This window comes from Leifsonia sp. Root1293, assembly GCF_001425325.1.
Classification (GTDB): Bacteria; Actinomycetota; Actinomycetes; order Actinomycetales; family Microbacteriaceae; genus Orlajensenia.
Map to the genome: position 1 here is coordinate 596,974 of NZ_LMEH01000001.1, position 21,540 is coordinate 618,513.

At 66.2% G+C, this 21,540-nt stretch carries 14 protein-coding genes and 4 tRNA genes; 12 read left to right on the forward strand and 6 right to left on the reverse strand.

Features of this window, described 5'->3' with window-relative positions; translation table 11 throughout:
- Positions 1 to 113: 113 nt before the first annotated feature.
- The 4 genes from ASC59_RS02700 to ASC59_RS17115 all read left to right on the forward strand — a co-directional run bounded on the left by ASC59_RS02700 (position 114) and on the right by ASC59_RS17115 (position 4,534).
- Complete coding sequence (locus tag ASC59_RS02700; protein WP_055818117.1) at positions 114 to 1,373, forward strand: ammonium transporter; 1,260 nt, start codon at positions 114 to 116, stop codon at positions 1,371 to 1,373.
- An 86-nt stretch (positions 1,374 to 1,459) separates the two neighbouring features.
- On the forward strand, positions 1,460 to 1,978 hold the full coding sequence (locus tag ASC59_RS02705) for a type II toxin-antitoxin system PemK/MazF family toxin (RefSeq protein ID WP_157487905.1): 519 nt from the start codon (positions 1,460 to 1,462) through the stop codon (positions 1,976 to 1,978).
- A gap of 268 nt (positions 1,979 to 2,246) precedes the next feature.
- Positions 2,247 to 3,698: an AAA family ATPase gene (locus tag ASC59_RS02710; RefSeq protein WP_055818121.1), complete on the forward strand. Its 1,452-nt coding sequence runs from the start codon at positions 2,247 to 2,249 to the stop codon at positions 3,696 to 3,698.
- A gap of 110 nt (positions 3,699 to 3,808) precedes the next feature.
- A complete protein-coding gene (locus tag ASC59_RS17115) occupies positions 3,809 to 4,534 on the forward strand; it encodes an HNH endonuclease (RefSeq protein ID WP_162243166.1) in 726 nt (241 codons plus the stop codon).
- Between the two features lie 319 nt (positions 4,535 to 4,853).
- Here the strand turns inward: ASC59_RS17115 and ASC59_RS02720 are convergent.
- Positions 4,854 to 4,926 (reverse strand) — tRNA-Val (locus ASC59_RS02720).
- Between the two features lie 216 nt (positions 4,927 to 5,142).
- On the opposite strand from ASC59_RS02720, the gene ASC59_RS02725 reads away from it, so the two are divergent.
- The 3 genes from ASC59_RS02725 to ASC59_RS02735 all read left to right on the forward strand — a co-directional run bounded on the left by ASC59_RS02725 (position 5,143) and on the right by ASC59_RS02735 (position 5,438).
- Positions 5,143 to 5,214 (forward strand) — tRNA-Gly (locus ASC59_RS02725).
- Between the two features lie 51 nt (positions 5,215 to 5,265).
- Positions 5,266 to 5,336: transfer RNA gene (locus tag ASC59_RS02730), tRNA-Cys, on the forward strand.
- A gap of 27 nt (positions 5,337 to 5,363) precedes the next feature.
- Positions 5,364 to 5,438: transfer RNA gene (locus ASC59_RS02735), tRNA-Val, on the forward strand.
- A 79-nt stretch (positions 5,439 to 5,517) separates the two neighbouring features.
- On the opposite strand, the gene ASC59_RS02740 is transcribed toward ASC59_RS02735, so the two are convergent.
- Both ASC59_RS02740 and ASC59_RS02745 read right to left on the reverse strand, forming a co-directional pair.
- Positions 5,518 to 6,612 carry a S1C family serine protease gene (locus tag ASC59_RS02740; protein WP_082513354.1) on the reverse strand — a complete coding sequence of 365 codons (1,095 nt, stop codon included), beginning with the start codon at positions 6,610 to 6,612 and terminating at the stop codon, positions 5,518 to 5,520.
- 2 nt (positions 6,613 to 6,614) lie between these two features.
- On the reverse strand, positions 6,615 to 8,243 hold the full coding sequence (locus ASC59_RS02745) for an MFS transporter (protein ID WP_055818125.1): 1,629 nt from the start codon (positions 8,241 to 8,243) through the stop codon (positions 6,615 to 6,617).
- A 388-nt stretch (positions 8,244 to 8,631) separates the two neighbouring features.
- Here ASC59_RS02745 and ASC59_RS02750 point away from each other — a divergent pair, with 388 nt between their 5' ends.
- Positions 8,632 to 11,565 carry an alpha-mannosidase gene (locus tag ASC59_RS02750; RefSeq protein WP_055818127.1) on the forward strand — a complete coding sequence of 978 codons (2,934 nt, stop codon included), beginning with the start codon at positions 8,632 to 8,634 and terminating at the stop codon, positions 11,563 to 11,565.
- A complete protein-coding gene (locus tag ASC59_RS02755) occupies positions 11,562 to 12,914 on the forward strand; it encodes an MFS transporter (RefSeq protein WP_055818129.1) in 1,353 nt (450 codons plus the stop codon). Before ASC59_RS02750 ends, ASC59_RS02755 begins: the two co-directional genes overlap by 4 nt.
- A 4-nt stretch (positions 12,915 to 12,918) precedes the next feature.
- Here ASC59_RS02755 and ASC59_RS17740 read toward each other — a convergent pair whose 3' ends face one another.
- Positions 12,919 to 14,853, reverse strand: coding sequence for a PKD domain-containing protein (locus tag ASC59_RS17740; RefSeq protein WP_055818131.1), 1,935 nt, complete (start codon positions 14,851 to 14,853; stop codon positions 12,919 to 12,921).
- A 307-nt stretch (positions 14,854 to 15,160) separates the two neighbouring features.
- Here ASC59_RS17740 and ASC59_RS02765 point away from each other — a divergent pair, with 307 nt between their 5' ends.
- A complete protein-coding gene (locus ASC59_RS02765; protein ID WP_055818133.1) occupies positions 15,161 to 16,321 on the forward strand; it encodes an Ig-like domain-containing protein in 1,161 nt (386 codons plus the stop codon).
- A gap of 7 nt (positions 16,322 to 16,328) precedes the next feature.
- On the opposite strand, the gene ASC59_RS02770 is transcribed toward ASC59_RS02765, so the two are convergent.
- On the reverse strand, positions 16,329 to 17,942 hold the full coding sequence (locus ASC59_RS02770; RefSeq protein ID WP_055818135.1) for a bifunctional phosphatase PAP2/diacylglycerol kinase family protein: 1,614 nt from the start codon (positions 17,940 to 17,942) through the stop codon (positions 16,329 to 16,331).
- A 135-nt stretch (positions 17,943 to 18,077) separates the two neighbouring features.
- On the opposite strand from ASC59_RS02770, the gene thrS reads away from it, so the two are divergent.
- Together thrS and ASC59_RS02780 are read left to right on the forward strand one after the other, a co-directional pair.
- Positions 18,078 to 20,012, forward strand: a complete 1,935-nt coding sequence (gene thrS, locus ASC59_RS02775; protein WP_235492685.1) for a threonine--tRNA ligase — start codon at positions 18,078 to 18,080, stop codon at positions 20,010 to 20,012.
- Positions 20,012 to 20,578: an HIT family protein gene (locus tag ASC59_RS02780; RefSeq protein WP_055818139.1), complete on the forward strand. Its 567-nt coding sequence runs from the start codon at positions 20,012 to 20,014 to the stop codon at positions 20,576 to 20,578. The genes thrS and ASC59_RS02780 overlap by 1 nt, the downstream gene beginning before the upstream one ends.
- Before the next feature lie 109 nt (positions 20,579 to 20,687).
- Here ASC59_RS02780 and pdxY read toward each other — a convergent pair whose 3' ends face one another.
- Positions 20,688 to 21,539: a pyridoxal kinase PdxY gene (gene pdxY / locus ASC59_RS02785; RefSeq protein WP_055818141.1), complete on the reverse strand. Its 852-nt coding sequence runs from the start codon at positions 21,537 to 21,539 to the stop codon at positions 20,688 to 20,690.
- Position 21,540: the final 1 nt, after the last annotated feature.

The following is a 21,540-nucleotide window of genomic DNA, read 5'->3' on the forward strand; positions in this document are numbered from 1 at the left end:
ACATCCGAACCTCCCCGACGAAACGTGCCGCGTCAAAACTGACGTCTACACCCGATGGAGCCGCAGGCGGCCGTCTGGTGTCCGGAGCACTGACCTCAAGGGAGACCATTCGTATGTTGTTGACTGCAGCAGCCGACTACGACGCGGCCACGGGCGTTAACTCGCTGTGGCTGCTCGTCGCAGCGGCACTCGTTCTTCTCATGACGCCCGGCGTCGCATTCTTCTACGGCGGGATGGTGAAAGCCAAGAGCGTCATCTCGATGATGATGATGAGCTTCGGCGCCATGGCCCTGGTCGGTGTGCTCTGGGTGCTCTACGGCTACGGGCTCGCGTTCGGCACGCCGCTCATCCCGGGCATCGTCGGCAACCCGTTCGACGGCTCGATCGGCCTCACCAGCCTCCTCGGCCTGGGCGAGGGCGGCGCGATGGACCCCGACCTGCCCGGTCTCGCGTTCGCCGGCTTCCAGGCCACCTTCGCCATCATCACCGTCGCGCTGATCTCGGGTGCGATCGCCGACCGCGCGAAGTTCGGTGCCTGGATCGTCTTCGCCGCCATCTGGGTCACGCTGGTCTACTTCCCCGTCGCGTTCATGGTGTTCAACCTGGCTGAGGGCTGGGCTCCGGTCTGGGGTGTCAACGACTTCGCCGGTGGAACCGCGGTGCACATCAACGCCGGTGCTGCCGCTCTCGCCCTCGCTCTGGTGCTCGGCAAGCGCGTCGGCTTCCAGAAGGGCATCCAGAAGCCGCACAACGTGCCGCTCACCCTGCTCGGTGCCGCTCTGCTCTGGTTCGGCTGGTTCGGCTTCAACGCCGGCTCCGAGGCCGCAGTCGACGGCGTCGCCGCCATCGCGTGGATCAACACCCTCGCCGCTCCCGCCGCCGCCATCCTGGGCTGGCTCGTCGTGGAGAAGATCAAGGACGGCAAGCCGACGGCCATCGGTGCTGCATCCGGTGCCGTCGCCGGTCTCGTCGCGATCACCCCTGCCTGCAACATCCTGACGCCGTTCTGGGCCATCGTGCTCGGCATCCTCGCCGGTGCCGTCTGCGCCATCGCGATCGACCTCAAGTTCAAGCTCGGCTTCGACGACTCGCTCGATGTGGTCGGCATCCACCTCGTCGGCGGTCTCATCGGAACGCTCTACATCGGTATTTTCGGTGCCGGCATCGGCCTCATCGACACCGGCTCGTTCGAGCAGCTCTGGAAGCAGTTCGCCGCGGCCGCCGTCGTGATGGTCTACTCCTTCGTCATGGCCTTCGCCATCGGCTGGATCATCCAGAAGACCATGGGCTTCCGGATCACCAACGAGGACGAGGTCGCCGGAGTCGACACGATCGTTCACGGCGAAGAGGGCTACGCACTCGAGACCGTGTAACACGGAACACCGCCACGGAACCTGGCGGTGCGGGGCGGTGGAGGAGACTCCACCGCCCCTTTTCGTGCGCTTGCTAGGGTGCGAGGATGGCGAAGACACGGGGATTCCCCGCATTCCTGGCAGGTGTGCAGCGGATGCTGCGCGGCGAACGACGTGCTGAGTCCTCGGTGCCCGCGTCGACATCCCGGACGCCGGCTGCATCCACGGCGACCGTCGAGGTCGACCCTCGCCGCGTGGGGGCAGTGCACCTGAGCTATTCGCCGACCACAGACGGAGCGCCCGATCCCGGTGAGATCGTGTGGACCTGGGTTCCGTACGAGGAGAACGACGGCAGGGGCAAGGACCGCCCCGTCGTCATCGTGGCCACAGAGCCTGGAGGGACCGTTCTGGCGGCCCAGCTGACCAGCAAGGACCACGCGGGCGAGAGGTCCTTCGTCTCGCTCGGAGCAGGCGGCTGGGACTCGGAGGGTCGAGCGAGCTGGGTGAACATCGATCGCATCTTCCGGGTGCACCCCGCAGGGATGCGCCGTGAGGCGGCTGCACTCGATCAGCGACGCTACGAGCTCGTCGAGGCTGCGCTGCGCTCCAGGTACGGCTGGTCGTAGGGGCGCCCAGAGCGGTTGGCCAGCGAAGCCTCGACCGTGCCCATCGCTCTACTGAGAATTCCAAGACAATTGCCTCGGATGACCGTCCTGAGTTCTGGCGCGAACAGCTGAGGCGAGACGCGCCCTTCGCCCCAACAAGGAACCCGTCGTCCGCGGGGACTGCGCGGCTGAGTGCCATGCACGTGCTACCTCGGTAGGGTCATCGCAGGGAGGCACATATATGAGGTTTCGGGTGGTCGAAGGCCGTGAACGGGTAGAGCCGTCATCAGTGGAAACTCTCGTCATACTTCGACGCGATGACTGGGATGACTTCGGTTTCAAGACGTTGTTTGAGGTCCAAGTGTTTCTGCCACGAGGCGATGCTATTGATCTCGGTTCTGTGAAGGTTATCCGTGCTGGTCAACAAGAGGGCAGGACGCACTTTGAAGCAAGCGAATTCACATCTCTTGATGAACAGTATTGCTCCCTCGGCCAGGACATTGAGTACTACGAGAAGCTCTCTACGCTGCCGAAACGCGAGAGAGCCACGTATCTAAGCGCGATGCGCGACGCGGCAACGAACGCTATGGTTGCGGCGCGTTTCGAGCTCGAGGACGGTTGGTCCACGTCCCTGCTTCGGTTTGGAGCGGCAGAGCATGCTCTCGCCACCGCTCCGCTGCTCTTCGGCGATAACGCTCGAACTCTCCGCCCTTCGACATTTTGGCATTTTAGTAGTGAGCTAGATCTGAATCTCCAGTTCACTTTTGACGACTCTGGTGTGTTGCCTGGTCGGTGCAAGGTCCTCATTGGATACAACGGCGTGGGAAAGACGAGGCTCCTCGCAGAGATCGCCAGGGATGTCAGCAAAGTGGGGCTAGGTAGGCAGGGCCGGAGGCATCGCGAGATGACCTTCGGATCCGTAGTCGCTGTCTCATACAGTGCCTTCGACCATTTCGAACTCCCGCGCAGTTTCCCAGGGATCGACAGCGACTTGTTCCAGCCGGACGAATCGTCGTCCACGACTCGATTCGGCTACACATACTGTGGCCTACGACGATTGCAGGACGGAAGGGCCAGTCAAGAGCTGAAGTCTCTCGACGAGCTCGATGCAGAGGTTATTGAGGCCTTCCAGTCTGCGTGCAAACGGGACCTGACCCCGCTCCGTGAGGCGTTGGTCGAGCTTGAGCAGGACCCCTCCTTTGGGCGCGCAGGGCTTCGGCTGTCGGCGTGGATATCCGACCGAGAACCTCCGCGAGAGGTTCTCGGTCGACTCAGTGCTGGCCAAAAGATTGTCATCAACATCATCGTCCAACTTGCGGCCCACCTCAGGATGCAGTCATTGGTGCTAGTCGACGAGCCCGAAACGCACCTCCATCCGCCAATGCTCGCGGCGCTGCTGCGCGCTATCCAACGACTTCTTGGCAACTTCGACTCGTTCGCAATTGTCGCGACTCATAGCCCCGTCGTGCTCCAAGAGGTGCCTGCCAAGGATGTACAAGTCCTCGAGCGATTTGGTGGAGTTGTGCGGGTTCTCAACCCTCGAATGGAGACTTTTGGTGCGGGCCTCGGCGAGTTGACGCAGGAGGTGTTTGGGCTCGACAACACAGTTTCTGACTACCGCGCGAGAATCCGAACTCTGGCGAGTGAGATGGACATCGATCAAATCGAGGCCATGTTTCCGATGGGGCTGAGCACCCAAGCTAGGGCACTGGCCGCCCGCGCACAAAGGCTTTCGGAATAAGCATGCGCAGCCTTCCGTTCCCTGAGCTTAACGAGCTCGACCTCTATGACCGCCTCGCAGCCAGACGTCGACAATCGACGAGAAGTTCTCTGGCCTCGATGAGGCCGACGGTGATGAATGCTTACGATTCATACGGTCTTGACGGCCTCTACCAACTTTCTAGTTTGGTGAATGAGGCGGCAGCCGGCGACATTCTGCGCTCAAACTATACGGTTTTGCGATCCGGTGCGCTGTCGCGCGATGGAGACCAGATCCTGGCGAGGAGCAGCGTCTGCTGCCTCTGTGGGATCCGGCCGTCGAGTGAGCTCGATCACTTCCTCCCGAAAGAGCATTTCCCCGAATTCGCCGCGCTATCGGTCAACTTGGTACCGGCATGCGGAATCTGCAATAAGCGAAAAGGTGAGGGCTGGAGGGCTAGCGAGGGCGTGCCAGCGTATCTTCATGCTTACCTCGATTCCTTGCCCACTACGAAGCGCTTCCTTCGCGCGAAGCTCAGCATTACCGACGACTCAATAGTAATTTCCTTTCGAATCAAGCGAACTAAAGGGATGCCGAGATCGACGGTTGACCTAGTTAGGTCGCAGTTTGAGTACTTCGAGCTTGGAACTGCGTACGCCGAGAATGCGACCGAACTGATCGCCGAGAAGTTGGGTTCGATAGAGGAGTATTACGCTGAGGATGGCGCAGCGTCCGTTCGGAAATACCTGGATCGTGATGCCCGAAGTGCTACTCGCCCGTATGGCATGAACCATTGGAAGCCTGCTGTGTTGCGTGCGGCTGCCAACTCCAGCGAGTTTTGCAACGGAGGCTTTCGTCTGCCGATGATTAACCTGTAAGGCGCCGTCGTAGCACCACAGCAACGCCGGGCGAAGTATTAGAAGTTGGTCAGGCTTTGGATGGATCAAGTCCAATCCGGGCGTCGGCCAAATGGAATCAGAACCGACCTGCTCGTGGAGTCGTGCTGGTACAAGAAGATCCGAGCCGGATCGCTCTGAAGTCCAGCGGTAATCAAGAGTGACCGGACTCTTGGGCGGCTGTATTCGAGCCGTCTGGCGCTGCGGGGGATACCCGCGACGCAGCGGCCTACCGCTTGCCCCAGCATTCATGGAGGATCAACACGATCATCAGTAAACGTCCTGAGCAAGAAGATTGGAGTGGGCGATACCGGACTCGAACCGATGACCTCTTCCGTGTGAAGGAAGCGCGCTACCAACTGCGCCAATCGCCCGTTGCTGCAGGGTTTCCCGTGCTGCGGTTACCGATACTAGCCGACGGATGGCGGCTGACGCACATCGACGCACGGCCTCCGGTGGCCCGCAGCATCCCGAGAAGGGATTCTCAGTTTGGACACGCCCGGAGCCCTCACGTTTTGTATGCGGGGACGGTTTCGGTTATTGTCGTTCTTGTTGCAGAAATGCAGCAGCGAGACTGCGAGAGCAGTTACGCGGATGTGGCGCAGTGGTAGCGCATCACCTTGCCAAGGTGAGGGTCGCGAGTTCGAATCTCGTCATCCGCTCGAAAAGGATCGGGCGCAAGTCCGGTTCATTTTCATGGAGTGAACCCGCACGGTGGATTGGCCGAGAGGCGAGGCAGCGGCCTGCAAAGCCGTATACACGGGTTCGAATCCCGTATCCACCTCAAGTTGAGATCGCAGATCCCAACCTTGGGCGATTGGCGCAGCGGTAGCGCGCTTCCCTGACACGGAAGAGGTCACTGGTTCGATCCCAGTATCGCCCACCATTTGAAATAGCCCCCTCACCGGGGCTTTTTTCATGTCCGCTGCGGTCGCACCGGCTGGCAGCCGCGGGTCGGCCGCACGTCAGTCGGCCAGTGTCACCTCGACGGTGACGGTCTCGCCAGCGCGCACGTACGTGACGTCGATCGTCTCACCGGCTGCCCTGGTCAGTTGCACCTTCGTCAGTACGTCGAAATTCGACGCCGCCTGAGAGTTGATCGCCGTGATGACGTCGCCCGGGCGGATGCCGGCGTCATCGGCTGGTCCTCCTGCGGTGATGCCCTGGACGAACAAGCCGCCCTCGACACCGAAGTGCGCGGCAGACGCCAGCGGGATCGGGATGAGCTCCGCGCCGATGTTCGGGTAGGTCACCTCACCATGCTCGATGAGCTGGTGGGCGAGCGGCATGGCCACGGCCTGGGGCACCGCGAAACCGATGCCGACGCTGCCGGTGCTGCTCTGGCCGCCGGCCCCGGGTACCGAGGAGATCGCCGTGTTCACGCCGACGAGTCGGCCCCGGCAGTCGACGAGCGCTCCGCCCGAGTTGCCCGGGTTGATCGAGGCGTCGGTCTGGATCGCTCCGACCAGCACCGCGTTCCTGTCGCCATCGGTCGGGACGGGAACGTTGCGCCCGAGTGCGCTCACGATGCCGGCCGTTACCGAGCTGTACAGCCCCAGCGGAGCGCCGATGGCGACGACGGGTTGCCCGACGGACAACGACCCCGAGCTGCCCTCCTCGATCACCGCGAGATCCTCGTCGGTGTCCACCTTCAGGACGGCGAGGTCGGTCTTGGGGTCACGCCCGACGATGCTTGCGGGCAACTGGTGTCCATCGCTGAACCTGACGGAGACCGCGCCCGAGGCGGCGGCCGACGAGATGACGTGATCGTTCGTGAGGATGTGGCCATCCTTCGTGATGACCTGCCCGCTGCCGTTGCCGGAGCCCACGGTGATCGTCACGACGGATGGCAGCACCCTGTCGGCCACGGATGCAGCATCGCAGGAACCCCTGTCGGCACTCACGGCCGCGGTGGTGAGCGCGCCGGCGGCGAATCCCACGGCGATCAGCAGCAGCGCCACCACGACGGCGGCGGTGACGACGAGCCAGCGCGGGAACCGGTGGTCTGCTTCCCCCGGTGCTTCGGCTGGATTCGCTTCATCCTGCGCTGGTTCAGCCATCGCTATTCGCTCTGGCCCGTCGCCACGGACTCCGGGATCTCCTGCGGTCGGTACTTCGGGAGTCGGCTGGCCGGAACGATGGCGATCACGCTGATGCCGGCCAGGATCAGCAGCCCGGTCTTGAGGGCGCTGAGGCGCGCTTCCTCGTTCAGGGCGATGGCGGCGTCGACCTGCGCTGAGGAGGCATCCGTCGCGGACAGCACCTCCTCGAGCCTCTCGTTGCTCACGAAGTTCGTGTTGTCCATGTCGACCTGCGACACCAGGGATGGGGGGAGGTCGACATTGCCGGCGAGGGCGCTGATGACGTTCGCGGTGAGGATGCCGACGAGGAGGGCTCCTGCAACGGCCGTTCCGACCGCTGAGGCGAGGTTCTGGGTGGTTCCGCGGACGGAACCCACGTCGCCGGCGAGCGTCTTCGGTGATGCCGTGACGAGCACGTTGAAGACGAGGGTGACGAGGGCGCCCTGGCCGATGCCGAAGACGACGAGGCCGAGGATGGTGGGGATCGTCTCCCAGTTGTTGGTCACGACGAAGGACAACCAGACCAGCGCGATGGTGGTGAGGCCGAAGGAGAACATGCCGATGGTCCTGGGCGCGAATCGCTTGTAGAACCGCACGACCAGCGTTGCGGTGATGAAGACGGTCAGGTTGAAGGGGAGCATCGCCAACGAGGTGTCGAACGGGGTGCGTCCCTGCACGATCTGGATGTAGAGCGGAACCGTGAAGTTCAATGCCGCCTCCATGAACACCACGATGAACATGGCGTAGACCGCGGCGCGCTCTCTCGAGGATCCGAACACGGACAGGCTCACGAGGGGAACCTTGCCTGCCTTGGTGCGGCGCCGGGTCCAGAGGAAGAACAGTTGCACCAGCACGACGCCGAGCACGATGAGGATGGGAGCGGGGGAGAGCCCGGCGATGTCGAACGGCGCTCCGGATGTCGCCTGCAGGAGGCCCCACGAGTTGAGGTTGTTCACTCCCAGGGTCAGCATCACGATGCCGGCGCCGATGAGGATCGCGGCGACGACGTCGATGGTGATGCCGGGATTCCCCTTGTCGGACCGGAGCCAGAAGCTCAGGATGAACACGGCGACCGCGAGGACGAGCACGACGACGAACACGTACCGCCAACCGACGAGCGTGGCGAGGGTGCCGCCGATGAGGAATGCGCTGACGCCGGCCAGCGCGCGAGCCGAGCCGAGGGAACCGATGGCCGTTGCCTGTTGGGCGCCCCGATAGTTCTCCGCGATGAGGGCTACGAGTGACGGCACGATGATGGCCGCGGATGCGCCGGCCAGAGCCTGGGCGAAGATGACCCAGCCGATGGACGGCGCGAGGATCATCGTGACGGCCGAGACCGCGAACAGCGCGACGACGATGCGGAAGACGATGATCCAGCCGATGCGTTGCCCGATCTTCGCCCCGACCATCACGAGAGCCGCGACGACGAGCCCGTAGGTGACGATGGCGGTGCTGACGTCGGTCGGTGGAACGCCGAAGTCGTCGACCATGCCGCCCAGCGAGACAGGGAGCGCTGACACGTTGTACGACATCAGGATCTGGGCGAGGAACAGGCCGATCATGGGGAGCCAGGAGGTGCGCACCTCCGGCTGGGCAGTGACGGATGTCATCGGGGCTCCTTCGTTCTGTGCGGTGTCGGCTCGCCGTGAGGTGTCGGCGTCGCCGCGACGTGGGAATCGAATGCGAACACGTTCACCCCGAGTACAGTGCTCGCCGCAGAAGGCACGGCTCCAGTGCCGGCCACCCGGCCGACCCCCGTCACGTCCAGATCCATTTGCACGCCCCCGTCCGGCATCCGCAGACACCCACAATCGGAAACCTAGCGGATCGAGGGCACGGAGCACACGCGGAGGAAATCGGGCGACATCGGCGGCGGTGGCGGCGCCGGCAGCGACGGTGCGCTGACATAGACTGACCACCGCGAGCCGCCGCTCGATCCGTTCCCGCACCGCCGCGGCGGAGTCGCGAAGTGGTCGGCCTCGATGCGAGGAGGCACGGATGGCGGGATTCGCATCATGGCTGTTCGGTCTTCGCGCGCAGCAGCCCCGCGAGTATCGCCGGCTCATGCGCATCCGTCGCCGCGTCTACACGACGGTCGCGACACTCGATGCGGAGATCGTCCGCTCACCGGAGCCGATCCCGTTCGAGCAGCTCGACCGCACAGCGTTCACGCCGCTGCGCCCCGGGTCGCACTGGGGCAAGGTCTTCGACTGCGCGTGGCTGCGCATCACCGGCGAGGCGCCGGCCGGTGCCGAGAACGCCGTCGTCCTGCTCGGCATCCGGGGCGAGGGTCTCGTGTACTCGCCCGGTGGCGAACTTCTCGACTCGGTGAGCACGGTCTTCCAGCAGGGCGATCTGCCGCAGAGCGGCGGGGGAAAGTACCGACCCGTGCGCAACGTCGATCTGACGACCGGGGCGGTCGAGCTCTACGCCGACGTCGCATACAACGGGTTCATCCTCTACGAGGTCGGACGCGCGGTCTATCACGGCGCCCGGTTGGCCACTGTCGACGACGAGGCCTACGGCCTGTTCTACGACTACCTCACACTGCTCGTCCTGGCCGGCGCGACCGACGACGCCGCCCTCGAGGCCGAGGTGCGCGCCGCTCTCGGCCTCGCCTACGCCCGATTCACCGGCGGCGACGTCTCCGGGGCGCGGGCGGCGCTCGCCGAGCAGCTGGAGCAGCAGTCGACGAGCGACTTCGTGTACAGCGCCGTCGGTCACGGCCACCTCGACATGGCCTGGCTCTGGCCGTTGCGCGAGACCCGCCGCAAGGCTGCCCGGACCTACGTGCGGGCGTTGAACAGCATCGACCGACGCGACGACTACATCTACGGCACCAGTCAGCCGCAGCAGATGGCGTGGACGAAGGAGCGGCATCCGCAGCTCTTCGAACGGATGCGGACTGCCGTCGCGGCCGGGCGCCTGGAACTGCAGGGTTCGTTCTGGGTGGAACCCGATACGAACCTGCCGTCGGGGGAGTCGTTGGTGCGCCAGGCGACAGTGGGCCGGCGTTTCCTGCAGGAGGAGTTCGGGTTGACCGACGAGCAGCTGCGCCTCTGCTGGCTTCCCGACACGTTCGGCTACAACGGCAACCTTCCGCAGATCCTCCGAGGGGCCGGCATGGACTGGTTCCAGACGATCAAGCTGGCCTGGAACAAGGTCAACGACTTCCCGCACCGCACGTTCCACTGGCAGGGCATCGACGGATCGAGAGTGCTCGTGCACATGCCGCCGGAGGGCGACTACAACAGTCGCGGAGCCGCCGACAATCTGCTCACCGGGCTCGCGAAATATCCCGAACGTGCCCTGAACACCGCGCTGCTCGTCTACGGTTCCGGCGACGGCGGCGGCGGCCCCAACGAGATCCACCACGAGGTGACCCGGCGGGAGCAGAGCCTCCGCGGTCTGCCGAAGGTGGAGTACTCGTCTGCAGGGGCGTTCTTCCGTGAGCTGGAGAAGCGCGACGTTCCGCACACCCACGCCGGAGAGCTCTACCTGGAGACGCACCAGGGCACCTATACGACGCAGGCGCAGATCAAGCGGCACAACCGACTCGTTGAGCGCAAGCTGCACGAGGCGGAGGCCCTGGCCGTGATCGTCGGCGACGACAGCCGGCCGGTGCTCGCGGAGCACTGGCGCGAGGTGCTGCTGAACCAGTTCCACGACATCATCCCGGGCTCGTCGATCGAGCGGGTGAACCGCGAGGCGATCGCCACGTACGAGCGCATCGAGACCGCCCTCGACGTCTATGCCGATGAGCTGGTCGCCCGGCTCCCGGTTCAGGGCGATGACCTCACCGCCCTGAACCTCACCGGTTTCCCGCGCGACGAGCATGTGAAGGTCGCCGGCTCCTGGCACCGGGCGGTGGTTCCGCCGTATGCGGCAGCCCCGCTCGCTCCCGCTGAGGAGGTCCCCGGACTGGGCTTCACCGCGGACACCCTGAGCAACGGCATCCTGACCCTTCGTTTCGACGAGACCGGAACGATCGTGTCGTGCCTCGATGCCACCGGTGCCGAGCACGCCGGCGACGGCCTCAATCGGTTGGTCGTTCACAAGGATCCGTACGTATGGCCGTTCAACGCCTGGGACATCGATGCCGACTACGTGAACAAGGCGCCGCGCGTGCTGAAGGTCACGAGGGTCGAGAGCTTCGTCGACGGCGCCACGGCCGTGCGACGACAGCTCTATCGCGGTCGCACCGTCACGGTGGAGCAGCGCGTGGTCCTCGAGGCCGGCAGCGACGTCGTGCGCTTCGAGACCATCGTCGAGTGGCAGGAGAGGCATCGGATGCTGCGAGCCGAGTTCCGGCCATCCCACTACGGCGAATCCGTGAAGTGCGAGATCCAGTTCGGTCACATCGAGCGAGCGACGACCGAGCGCGACTCCGTCGAGAAGGCCCAGTTCGAGGTCTGCGCGCACAAGTGGATCGCGACCGAGGACGCCCGAGGCGGCTTCGCCCTGCTCAACGACAGCAAGTACGGGCATCGGGCCAAGAACGGTCTGCTCAGCCTCAACCTGCTGCGCGCTCCCACCTACCCCGACAAGACCGCCGATCGCGGCAGACACCGATTCACCTACGCCTTCTGTCCGTTCGAGAACGGCGACCTGGAGAAGGTCGTGCGCGAGGGCTACAGGTTGAACAACCCGCTGCGCATCACCGAGGGCATCCGACTGGACAGCGTCGCGACCGTGGCAGACGCCGGAGTCGTCGTCGAGACCGTCAAGCGAGCGGACGAGGGCGATGGCGTCGTGCTGAGGCTCTACGAGAGCCTCGGTCGCGCCACCACGACGGCGCTGGCGGTGAACGTCCCGCACGGCCGCATCCGCAGCACGGATCTCCTCGAGCGACCCATGGCCGATGCCGACCCGGGGAGGCTGGAATTCCGTCCGTTCGAGATCAAGACCCTGCTGCTGGAGCCCCCGCGATGACAGTCACCGCAGACCAGACGGCCAGGCCACCGGCGATTCCACTGCGCGTTCAGAGTCTCGCCGTCGTCACGGCCGGCTTCGGCCAGAACATCGTGCTGACGACGGTGTCGACGTTCATCCTCGTCTACCTGCTGCAGTACGCCGGCATCAGCACGGCCGGCCTCGCCGTGGTCACCATCATCATCACAGTGTCGAAGATCATCGACGCGATCCTCGATCCCGTCATGGGCAGCATCATCGACATGACGAGCAGCCGGTGGGGCAAGCTGCGGCCGTACATCCTGTTCTCCGCCGCACCCGTCGCCCTGCTCTCGGGGTTGCTGTTCACCATTCCCGACGTCGCCGAGCCGCTGAAGCTGGTCTACTTCGGGATCTGCTACATGCTGTGGAGCCTGGCGTACACGGTCTGCGACGTGCCCTTCTGGGGACTCATCGGGTCGGCCTTCACCGATCCGACAGCGCGCACCCGGGTCATCGGCATGGTGCGGGCGTTCGGAGCCATCGCGCTCGGACTGGCCACGCTGGGCATGCCCTGGGTCGCCCGCCTGTTCAGCTTCGGACCGGACACCACGAGCGCCGGCTGGTCGCTCGCCGTGTTCAGCACCTCGATCCTCGGCATGGGGGTGTTCCTGCTCGCCTTCTTCTTCACCAGGGAACGCCAGACGACCGCCGCGGCCACCGGGCTCACCATGCGCCAACTGCTGTCGACCCTGGTGCACAACACACCGCTGCTCATGGTGCTGCTGGGCTCGGTACTGGGCTTCGGGCGTTTCATCGTGCAGGCCGGAGGCGCCGTGTTCGTGGTCATCGCCTACGGCGACGAGGGCACCTTCACCCTCGTCGGCGCAGCGATCATCCTCGGCATGGTGATCTCGTCGTTCACGACACCGCTGCTGCTGCGCGCCATGTCAGCTCGAACTCTCATCGTGACCAGCACCGTGATCGCAGCCTGCCTGTACACGGGCATGTACTTCGTCGGGTTCGCGAACATCGTCGCCATCCTGGTGTTCATCTTCCTCACCGGACTCACCCTCGGCATCTTCCTCGTGACCCAGGCGACCATGATCGCCGACTCGGTCGACGATGCCGAGCGTCGCCTGGGGGTGCGCAATGAGGGCATCTCCTTCGCCGGGCTGACGTTCGCCTCCAAGATCATGAACGCTCTCGCGGTTCTCGTCTTCGGGGTCTTCGTCGTTGCCGCCGGCTATGAGGCCGGCGTCGATGTCACGGCTTCGATGCAGAACACCGTCTTCGTCGCGATCACCCTGATTCCGGCCGCGAGCTGCCTCGTCTCGGTGATCCCGTTCCTGTTCTACAGGGTGGGAGCGCCTGCCGTCCTCGAGCGATGAGCTGTCACGGCGCCCGCATCAGGTAGTCGTCGAGCGACAGCACCACCGGGGCGTTCGTGGCCGAGCTGGACACGTAGGTACTCACTCCGGTCGACCCGGCCGCCTGCAGCGGTCCTGTCGCGTCAGTGATCGACCGGTGCCACACTGCGGGCTCCGGCGTGCCCGACTTCCAGATCCTCGCCTGAACCGTCGTGGGGGAGGTTCCGGTGACCTGCATCCGCACGAGCAGTTGGTCGCCGGCTGAATACGAGAGCCCGGGAACGAGGACCGCAGCCTGGATCGTGGCGCCCGCACCGACGGGGTTCTCGCGTGACAGGGCGAGAGTGACCTGACCGGTCGACTTGATGATGGCCTGCGCTTTGTACGAACCGGCGCCGGGGACCCTGCGACCCGTCGTCACGATGTAGATCCCACCGCCGGTCGGCGGCTTGTCCGCCGAGATCCGGTACTGGAGGTCGGTCGTCGTCGATGCGGGCGATGGGAGGTTGGCGTCGAGCGTGCCGCCGGCCTTGGCATGGCGGATGAAGCCGACGCCTGCCGCGACCTGGAATGCCGTCGACGTGCCGGTGGTCGACCAGGCACCGCCCGTGTCGGCCGTTCCGAAGCCGGTCGTGACGGTGCGGGAGAAGGCGTCGGAGGCGTAGACCGTCGGCCCCCCGGGCACGCTGACCGTGACGGGATGCGTGACGGTGCCGACGGCACCGTCGTCATCCGTCACGGTCAGGGCGACTGTGTACGTGCCGGAGACGGCGTAGCTGTGCGTCGCGATGGTCCCGGTGCCTGGCGTGCCGTCGCCGAAGTTCCAGGCGCTGCTCGCGATCGTTCCGTCGGAGTCCGACGATGCGGAGGCATCCGCCGTGCAGGTCAGATCGGTGCAGGCCGTCGTGAACGAGGCCACGGGCGGTTCGTTGGGAGTGGACGTGCCCTGACGGATCACGAACGCGTCGGTGTAGGTGCCGCCGGCGGTGGGCTGGAAACCGGCGCTCAGGCTGGTCGCGTCGGCAGTGACGAGCAGCGACCCCCAGCTGGGCGATGAGTTGAGGCCGGAGGATGCCGCGAAGTACTGCGCCTCGGAATCGGAGGCGGTGACGTTCCTCAACGGAGTGCCGCCGGTGCCAACAGTGGCGAACACGGTTCCGGCACCGCGGGCGAGGTCGTCGTCGGCGTCGACGACGCAGGCCGCGGTGAACGTCCCGGGCACGATGGCCGCGCATCCGGCACGCTGGGCCAACTGCTTGGTGCGCGAATACAGATGCTCGTGACCGCTGAGTACGAGGTCGACCCGCTTGCTGACCAGGAGGTTCGTGAGGTCAGCCGTGTCGCAGGAGTACTGCCCGACCGACAGGCACGGCTTGTGCGTGCTGACTACCACCCACGGGATGCCGGCCGCTCGAGCGCTGTCGATGGCCGCCGCTGTCCAGAGGTAGCGAGCCGTCCCGGCGGAGTACGACCACAGCCCGTCGGGGTAGGTCAGGCCGGCCGAGACCTGGATGAACCGCACGAGGGGATCCCGTTGCGGAACGTCGACGTAGTACTGGCGTCCATAGGTGCCGACGGCTCCGGGCAACTGGTTCGGCAGACAGGCCGAGAAGTTGTCGATGTTGCCGTTGAGGCCGTTGCTCTCGTGATTGCCCGCGACCAGCTCGAAGGGGAACCCAGCACCCGTCCTGGCGGTCACGTAGTCGCACCACACCTGTTCGGGATCGCTCGTGTAGGCGAGGTCGCCGAGCGCCAGGTGCAGATCGGGTCCGATGGTCTTGATCTGGTTCAGCACGGCGGATGTCTGGGTCGTCGAGTTGAAGTCGCCGGACGCGGTGAATGTCACCGCACCGGCTGTGGTCGGCGTGATCGCGGTCGGCTGCACTCCGCCGGCGACCAGCAGGCCCGCCGCCAGGGTGGCACCGACGAAACCCGCGGTGAACGATCTTGCTGCACTCATGCGATGCTCCTTGCACGTCGGGAAGAATTCGTGGCAAGGCGACTGCGCGCCGATCGACGGTGATCGGCATCTCGGGCGTCTTGCCTGCAGGATAGCCCTCCTCGCGGACCGGCGACAGGGTGAACCGGTCCGGAGGCGTCCGCCGACTCCGGCAGATGGTCGGTCGGCCCTGATGTTGAGTGGACGTTTCGGCTCGGTGAACATCGCATGCAGAACCCGTCTCCGCCCCTTGTCGCGAAGCGCGGTGGGCGCGCAGACTGGCGCAGGACCTGAAGATCCGAACCGGATTCGCATTGCGGGGGACCCCATGAAGTTCCGTTCACGACTGGTCGCTGCGGGGATCGCGACAGCCACGATGGTCGCAGTCTCGCTCGCCACGGCCGCACCGGCGCAGGCAGTGCCACCGACTGTGCCGGCGATCGAGCTGCCGGTCGGCGCAGGAGGGGACTCGAGCTACCTCAGCGAGTACGGCGCGCAGAGCCCCTCCTCGAAGGTGATCCCGATCGGGTCGGCCACATCGTCGTTGGAGATCAGCCCGCCCTTCGATCCCCTCTACGAACTCGCCTGCACACTCGCGGATGCCACGGGCGCCGTGGTCGCCGAGCGTTACTGGGGCGAGGACGAGGTGGGGCAGTCACCGCCGTTCGTGATGACCGTCCCGTCGGGATCGGTCTCTCTATCCGGCGGGCCGTACGTCGCCGAATGCTCCTCCCAGTCGGAGAGCACGTCTCGAGTGCGGTGGACGATGACAGCGGCTGCCGATGCACCGGCGACAGTCGTGTTGAGGCACGATCCGCAGACCTACGTCCGACTCACCGAGTACGAGCCGCTCGACGGTGGCTCGTATGCCACCGACACCCCGGTCGCCCTCGGCGAGCGGTTGCGCATCCGGGGAGCGGCCAACGCCTGGTTCCCTGCCGGCTCCCGCTACGAGGTCGTCACCGAGATCAGCACCGGAGGCGGGACTGCGGCTGGCCCCGCGGCAGATGTCGCCATCACGGCGGCGGGCGACGTGGTCGGCCTGACCATCCCGGTGGGCATCCCTGCAGAGCCCGGGGAGTCGATCGGCCTCTCGGTGCAGGTGACCTCCACCATCCCGGGAACGTCGACGACGCCGGAACAGGTGCTTCAGCGACGGTGGCAGACGCGGCTGGCCGTCGTCGAGAAGGCCACGACTCAGACCGCGCTGCGCCTCGACCGCACCCTGGCACTGTCCGGACGGACGACTGTCCGCGCACTCGTCTCCGTCTTCGCGCCGGACGGCCAGCCCATCACCGGCACCGTGACGGTCTTCGTCGATGGGAAGGCGAGCGGCGAGGTGCAGGTCACGGGGGCCGGGTCCGCTTCGGGCGTGGTGAGGCTTCCCGGGCTGAAACGGGGACTGCACAGTGTGGTCGCCGTGATGGGAGGCACGGACAGCTCGCGCGGCTCCACCAGTCCCAGCCGCTTGGTTCGTGTCCTCCTCTGACGTGCTGTCAGCGGGTGTTCGAACCGGGGTGAGTCGTCGGTTGCGGGCTGTACACGGTGACGGCGTCAGGAATGAGGCGCATCGACACGGTGTAGCGCCCGTCTGCCGCTGCAGCGGCATCCGTCGCCTCGCCGTCATGGGCATAGCCGAGTGCGGTGGGCTCGCCGTGCACCTCCACCTCGAGCTCCCGGGTCGTGTAGGCGGCGATGGAGCGGCGCGGCGACCACAGCGACAGCGCGTGCAGCACGCTGTCGGAGCGACGCCCGAGGATGAGGGCGGCCGCTCCACGGGTACGTGCCCTGGATCCGGCGCGGAGCACGCGCACGTCGAGAACTCCGTCGTCCACTCCACTGCGTCGAAGGGGTGCGGCGGAACCTGAGGGGTCGTAGCGGTCGATGCCGACGAAGAGCGACCAGGCGCGACCGCGCTCGCCGCGGGCCGAGAGCTCGACGGGTTCGGTCGAGCTCAGGATGCCGACGGCCGAGGCGAGGGTGGCGAGAGGCTTTCCGATCGCCTTCTGGATCTTCTCGCGCCGTTGCACGAACTCCGGGTAGAGGCCGATCGACATGGTGTTCAGAACGGTGACAGGCGCAGCGTCGGCCACCCGCAACTCCCCGACGTCGACGCGCAGCCCGGTGCCCGTGGCGAGCGCGTCGAGTGCCGCATCGGGAGTGAGCGCGCCGATCGCCTTGGCGAAGTGGTTGAAGGTGCCGCCGGGGATCACCAGCAACGGCAGCCCGGCCTCCCGAGCGACGTGGGCGACGCAGGCGACCGTCCCGTCGCCTCCTGAGATGCTGAGCACGCGGGGAGGGGCGTCCGACTCCAGCGTCGAGCGGAGAAGGGTGGCCACATCCTCTCCTTCTGAGAGCCTGTGCACCGCGGCGGCAGGCAGGCGCCGCCGGAGCAGACGGAGGATGTGTTCCCCCTCGCCCGGCTGTCCGGAGCCCGGATTGACGATCACGAACACGCCGGCGCCGTCGGTCGACGCCGGGAGGTCGTCGCGCACGGCATGCGACGCCCCCACGGGCCCCGGCCTGTTCCGGGGATGCGCCGGCACCAGGAGTGCGCCCGCGGAAGCGACCCCGAGTCCGATGCCGACGCCTCCGACGACATCCGACAGCCAGTGCGCCCCCGTGTGCAGGCGGGAGTACGCCACCGCTCCGGCGAGCGGTGCGACGACGGCTCCGGCGATGGGCGACTGGATGGCCACGCCGGCCGCGAAGGCTGCGGCGCTCGCCGAGTGGCCGGACGGGAATGAACCCGACGTGGGAGTGGTCCGCAGGCGTCGACCATGGGGGACGGCGTCGATGACCGGTCTGGCCCCGCCGAACAGCTGCTTGCCGACGAGGTTGGCCGTCGCGCTGGCGACCAGGAGAGACAGCACCCCGCGGACGGCTGCCCGCCGGTCGCCGAGCAGGGCGAGCACCCCGGCGATGGCGAACCACAGCACGCCGCGGTTCGCAGCGCTCGAGACGGCGACGTAGACGGTGTCGACCCCGCGCATCGTGTGGCGTGCGTTGATGCGCGCGGCCGTGGCCTGGTCGAGGCGCCGCACCCAGGGCGGTAGCACCCGGGCCCGGCGAAGCGCGTCGATCGGGTGTCGCAGGTTCCACCAGGCCATGACGGCAGCCTAGGCGAGCGGCGTCGGGAGCGTTTCGCGGCCCCTTCTATGATTGAGAGGTTCTACAACGTACAAAGGGAGTAAACGACAGTGGCTGACGGCTTCGAGCTTTTCACCGACCGGTCCGTTGTCGCGATGCGCGTCAACGGGGAGCTCAAGGACCTGGCGACGACGGTGACGGATGCCGACACCGTCGAGCCCGTCACGATCGACTCTCCCGACGGCCTCACGATCCTGCGCCACTCGGCCGCCCACGTGCTCGCCCAGGCCGTGCAGTCGATCAACCCGGAGGCCAGGCTCGGCATCGGCCCTCCCGTGACCGACGGGTTCTACTACGACTTCGACGTCGAGACCCCGTTCGCCCTCGAGGACCTCAAGCCCCTCGAGAAGGCCATGGACCGCATCATCCGTCAGGGCCAGCGCTTCGTGCGCCGCGTCGTGACCGAGGACGAGGCCCGCGCAGAACTCGCGAACGAGCCGTACAAGCTCGAGCTCATCGGGCTCAAAGGCCACCCGACCGAGGGAGCCGGCAGCCACGACGACGGAGAGTCGGTCGAGGTCGGCGGTGCCGAACTGACCATCTACGACAACGTCGACCCGCGCACGGGCGAGACGGTCTGGAAGGACCTGTGCCGCGGCCCGCACCTGCCGAACACGCGGATGATCGGCAACGGCTACGCCCTGTCGCGTGTGGCTGCCGCCTACTGGCGCGGCTCGGAGAAGAACAAGCAGCTGCAGCGCATCTACGGCACCGCGTGGCCGACGAAGGACGAGCTGCGCGCCTACCAGGCCCGCATGGAGGAGGCGCTCAAGCGCGACCACCGCAAGCTCGGCGCCGAGCTCGACCTGTTCAGCTTCCCCGACGAGATCGGCTCCGGCCTCGCCGTCTTCCATCCCCGCGGCGGCATCATCCGTCACGAGATCGAGAAGTACATGCAGGAGCGCCTGATCGCTGCGGACTACGAGCTCGTCAACTCGCCGCACATCACGAAGGGCTCGCTGTTCGAGACCAGCGGCCACTTGCAGTGGTACAAGGACGGCATGTTCCCGGCCATGCACCTCGACCAGGAGACGGATGCGGAGGGCCACGTCACCCGCCAGGGCCAGGACTACTACCTGAAGCCCATGAACTGCCCGTTCCACAACCTGATCTTCCGGGCGCGCGGACGCAGCTACCGCGAACTGCCGCTGCGCCTGGCCGAGTTCGGCACCGTGTACCGCTACGAGAAGAGCGGAACCCTCGCCGGGCTCACCCGTGTGCGAGGACTCACCCAGGACGACGCCCACGTCTACGTCACCCCGGAACAGGTGCGCGGCGAGGTCGCCAGCCAGCTCGAGTTCGTCTTGGAGACGCTGCGCGGCTACGGCCTCGACGACTTCTACCTCGAACTCTCCACGAAGGATCCCGAGAAGTTCGTCGGCGACGATGCGGCCTGGGAGGAGGCGACCGAGACGCTGCGTCAGGTCGCCATCGAGTCCGGCCTCGAGCTCGTTGACGATCCGGGCGGAGCGGCCTTCTACGGCCCGAAGATCTCCGTGCAGGCCCGCGACGCGATCGGCCGCACCTGGCAGCTCTCGACCGTGCAGCTGGACTTCAACCAGCCCGAGCGGTTCGAATTGGAGTACACGGCCAATGACGGCACCCGCCAGCAGCCGGTGATGATCCACCGCGCCCTGCTCGGGTCCATCGAACGCTTCTTCGCCATCCTGCTCGAGCACTATGCCGGCGCCTTCCCCGTCTGGCTCGCGCCAGTGCAGGTGGTCGGCATCCCGATCGCCGAGGACTACGTCGACTACCTGGGCGACGTGATCGGCCGGCTCAAGGCCGCCGGCGTGCGCGCCGAGCTCGACGCGTCCGACGACCGGATGCAGAAGAAGATCCGCAACCACACCAAGCTGAAGGTGCCGTTCCAGCTCATCGCGGGCGAGCAGGATCGAGCAGCGGGATCGGTGAGCTTCAGGTTCCGTGACGGCACCCAGGAGAACGGCGTGCCCGTCGACGAGGCGATCAGCCGCATCCGCGCCGCCATCGCGTCGCATGCGCAGGTGACCAGCGCCGGGCAGATCTGATGACCGACGGGCATGGCGGGTTCACCGGGCTGGAGAGCTCGGCGGACTTCGCGGCTGTTCCGGATGCGTTCCAGCGACTGTGGACGCCGCACCGGCTGGTCTACATCGAGGGCGGGCCGACTCCGCACGAGGAGAACTGCCCGTTCTGCGCTGCCCCGAAACTCGACGACGAGACAGCGCTCATCGTGGCGAGGGGCGAGCACGCCTACGTGCTGCTGAACCTCTTCCCCTACAACAGCGGTCACCTGCTGGTCTGCCCGTACCGGCACGTCGCGTTGTACGACGACGCGACCGCGGAGGAGGTCGCCGAGATCGCCGAACTGACGCAGATCGCCATGCGGGTCGTCCGTCGGGTCTCCAACTGCGACGGCTTCAACATCGGCATGAACCAGGGCAAGGTCGCCGGTGCCGGCGTCGCAGACCACCTGCATCAGCACATCGTTCCGCGCTGGGCGACCGACGCGAACTTCTTCCCGATCATCGCCGAGACGAAGGCCATCCCGCGTCTGCTGGGCGAGACCAGGCAGGCGATCGCGGACGCCTGGCCGACCTCGAAGGTCGAGTAGCCCGCGACGAAGGAGCCGGCGTATCGAGACCGCATCCGGCGGCGAGGATGGTCTTGATACGCATCCTCGCTGCGCTCGGGCGCTGCTCGACCAACCAAGGTCGTCGGTCTCAGCGCACCTGTCGTGTCGTGAACTGCATCCTCGGGTGCGCGTAGGCCTCCTGCGATTCGACGAGCTGCAGTTCGCGCTCACCGGACTCGTGGGTGCGAGCGAGCAGGTCGAAGACGCTCGACGCGGTTCGAGCCAGCGCATCGGCGGCGTCGCCGCTTCGGACGTAGTGCGCTGTGAAGAGGGCAGCCGTCACATCTCCGGAGCCGTTGGCCTTCAGCGGCAGCAACGGTGTCTGCACGATCCAGGCGCCGGTGTCGTCGACGGCCAGCATCTCGATGGTTCCCGCCTCGCGATCGGGGCGCTCGACACTCGTCACGAGAACCGTTCTCGGTCCCATCGCCCGAGCCAGGTCCACCGAGGCGAGCGTCGACTCCAGGCTGTCGGGCTCGGTACCCGTGAGGTATCCCAGCTCGAACTGGTTGGGCGTGATGATGTCGGCGACCGGGACGACCCACTCCCGAAGGAGCACGGGGATCTCGGGTGCCACGAAGCATCCGGACTTCGCGTTGCCCATCACCGGGTCGCAGGAGTAGATCGCATCCGGATTCGCCGCCTTGACGCGGGCGACGGCGTCGATAATGACGTCGCCGATGCCGGCGCCGCCCTGATAGCCGGAGAGCACGACGTCGATCGCGGGGAAGACGCTGCGTTCCTCGATGCCGGTGATGACGTCGGCGACGTCGGCCGGGCTGATGAGCGGACCGCGCCAGGCTCCGTAGCCGGTGTGGTTGGAGAAGGTGACCGTGTAGACGGGGAGCACCTCCACCCCGATGCGCTGGAGCGGGAACACGGCGGCCGAGTTCCCGACGTGGCCGTAGGCGACAGCGGACTGAATCGAGAGGATCTTCACC

Excerpts from the sequence above, each read along its gene's own strand:
- ASC59_RS02745 (WP_055818125.1), bottom strand. The coding sequence starts at position 8,243 with ATGACATCCGTCACTGCCCAGCCGGAGGTGCGCACCTCCTGGCTCCCC.
- ASC59_RS02765 (WP_055818133.1), top strand. The coding sequence starts at position 15,161 with ATGAAGTTCCGTTCACGACTGGTCGCTGCGGGGATCGCGACAGCCACG.
- ASC59_RS02770 (WP_055818135.1), bottom strand. The coding sequence starts at position 17,942 with ATGGCCTGGTGGAACCTGCGACACCCGATCGACGCGCTTCGCCGGGCC.
- ASC59_RS02740 (WP_082513354.1), bottom strand. The coding sequence starts at position 6,612 with ATGGCTGAACCAGCGCAGGATGAAGCGAATCCAGCCGAAGCACCGGGG.
- ASC59_RS02705 (WP_157487905.1), top strand. The coding sequence starts at position 1,460 with ATGGCGAAGACACGGGGATTCCCCGCATTCCTGGCAGGTGTGCAGCGG.
- ASC59_RS02700 (WP_055818117.1), top strand. The coding sequence starts at position 114 with ATGTTGTTGACTGCAGCAGCCGACTACGACGCGGCCACGGGCGTTAAC.
- ASC59_RS02755 (WP_055818129.1), top strand. The coding sequence starts at position 11,562 with ATGACAGTCACCGCAGACCAGACGGCCAGGCCACCGGCGATTCCACTG.
- ASC59_RS17740 (WP_055818131.1), bottom strand. The coding sequence starts at position 14,853 with ATGAGTGCAGCAAGATCGTTCACCGCGGGTTTCGTCGGTGCCACCCTG.
- ASC59_RS02750 (WP_055818127.1), top strand. The coding sequence starts at position 8,632 with ATGGCGGGATTCGCATCATGGCTGTTCGGTCTTCGCGCGCAGCAGCCC.
- thrS (WP_235492685.1), top strand. The coding sequence starts at position 18,078 with ATGCGCGTCAACGGGGAGCTCAAGGACCTGGCGACGACGGTGACGGAT.
- ASC59_RS02780 (WP_055818139.1), top strand. The coding sequence starts at position 20,012 with ATGACCGACGGGCATGGCGGGTTCACCGGGCTGGAGAGCTCGGCGGAC.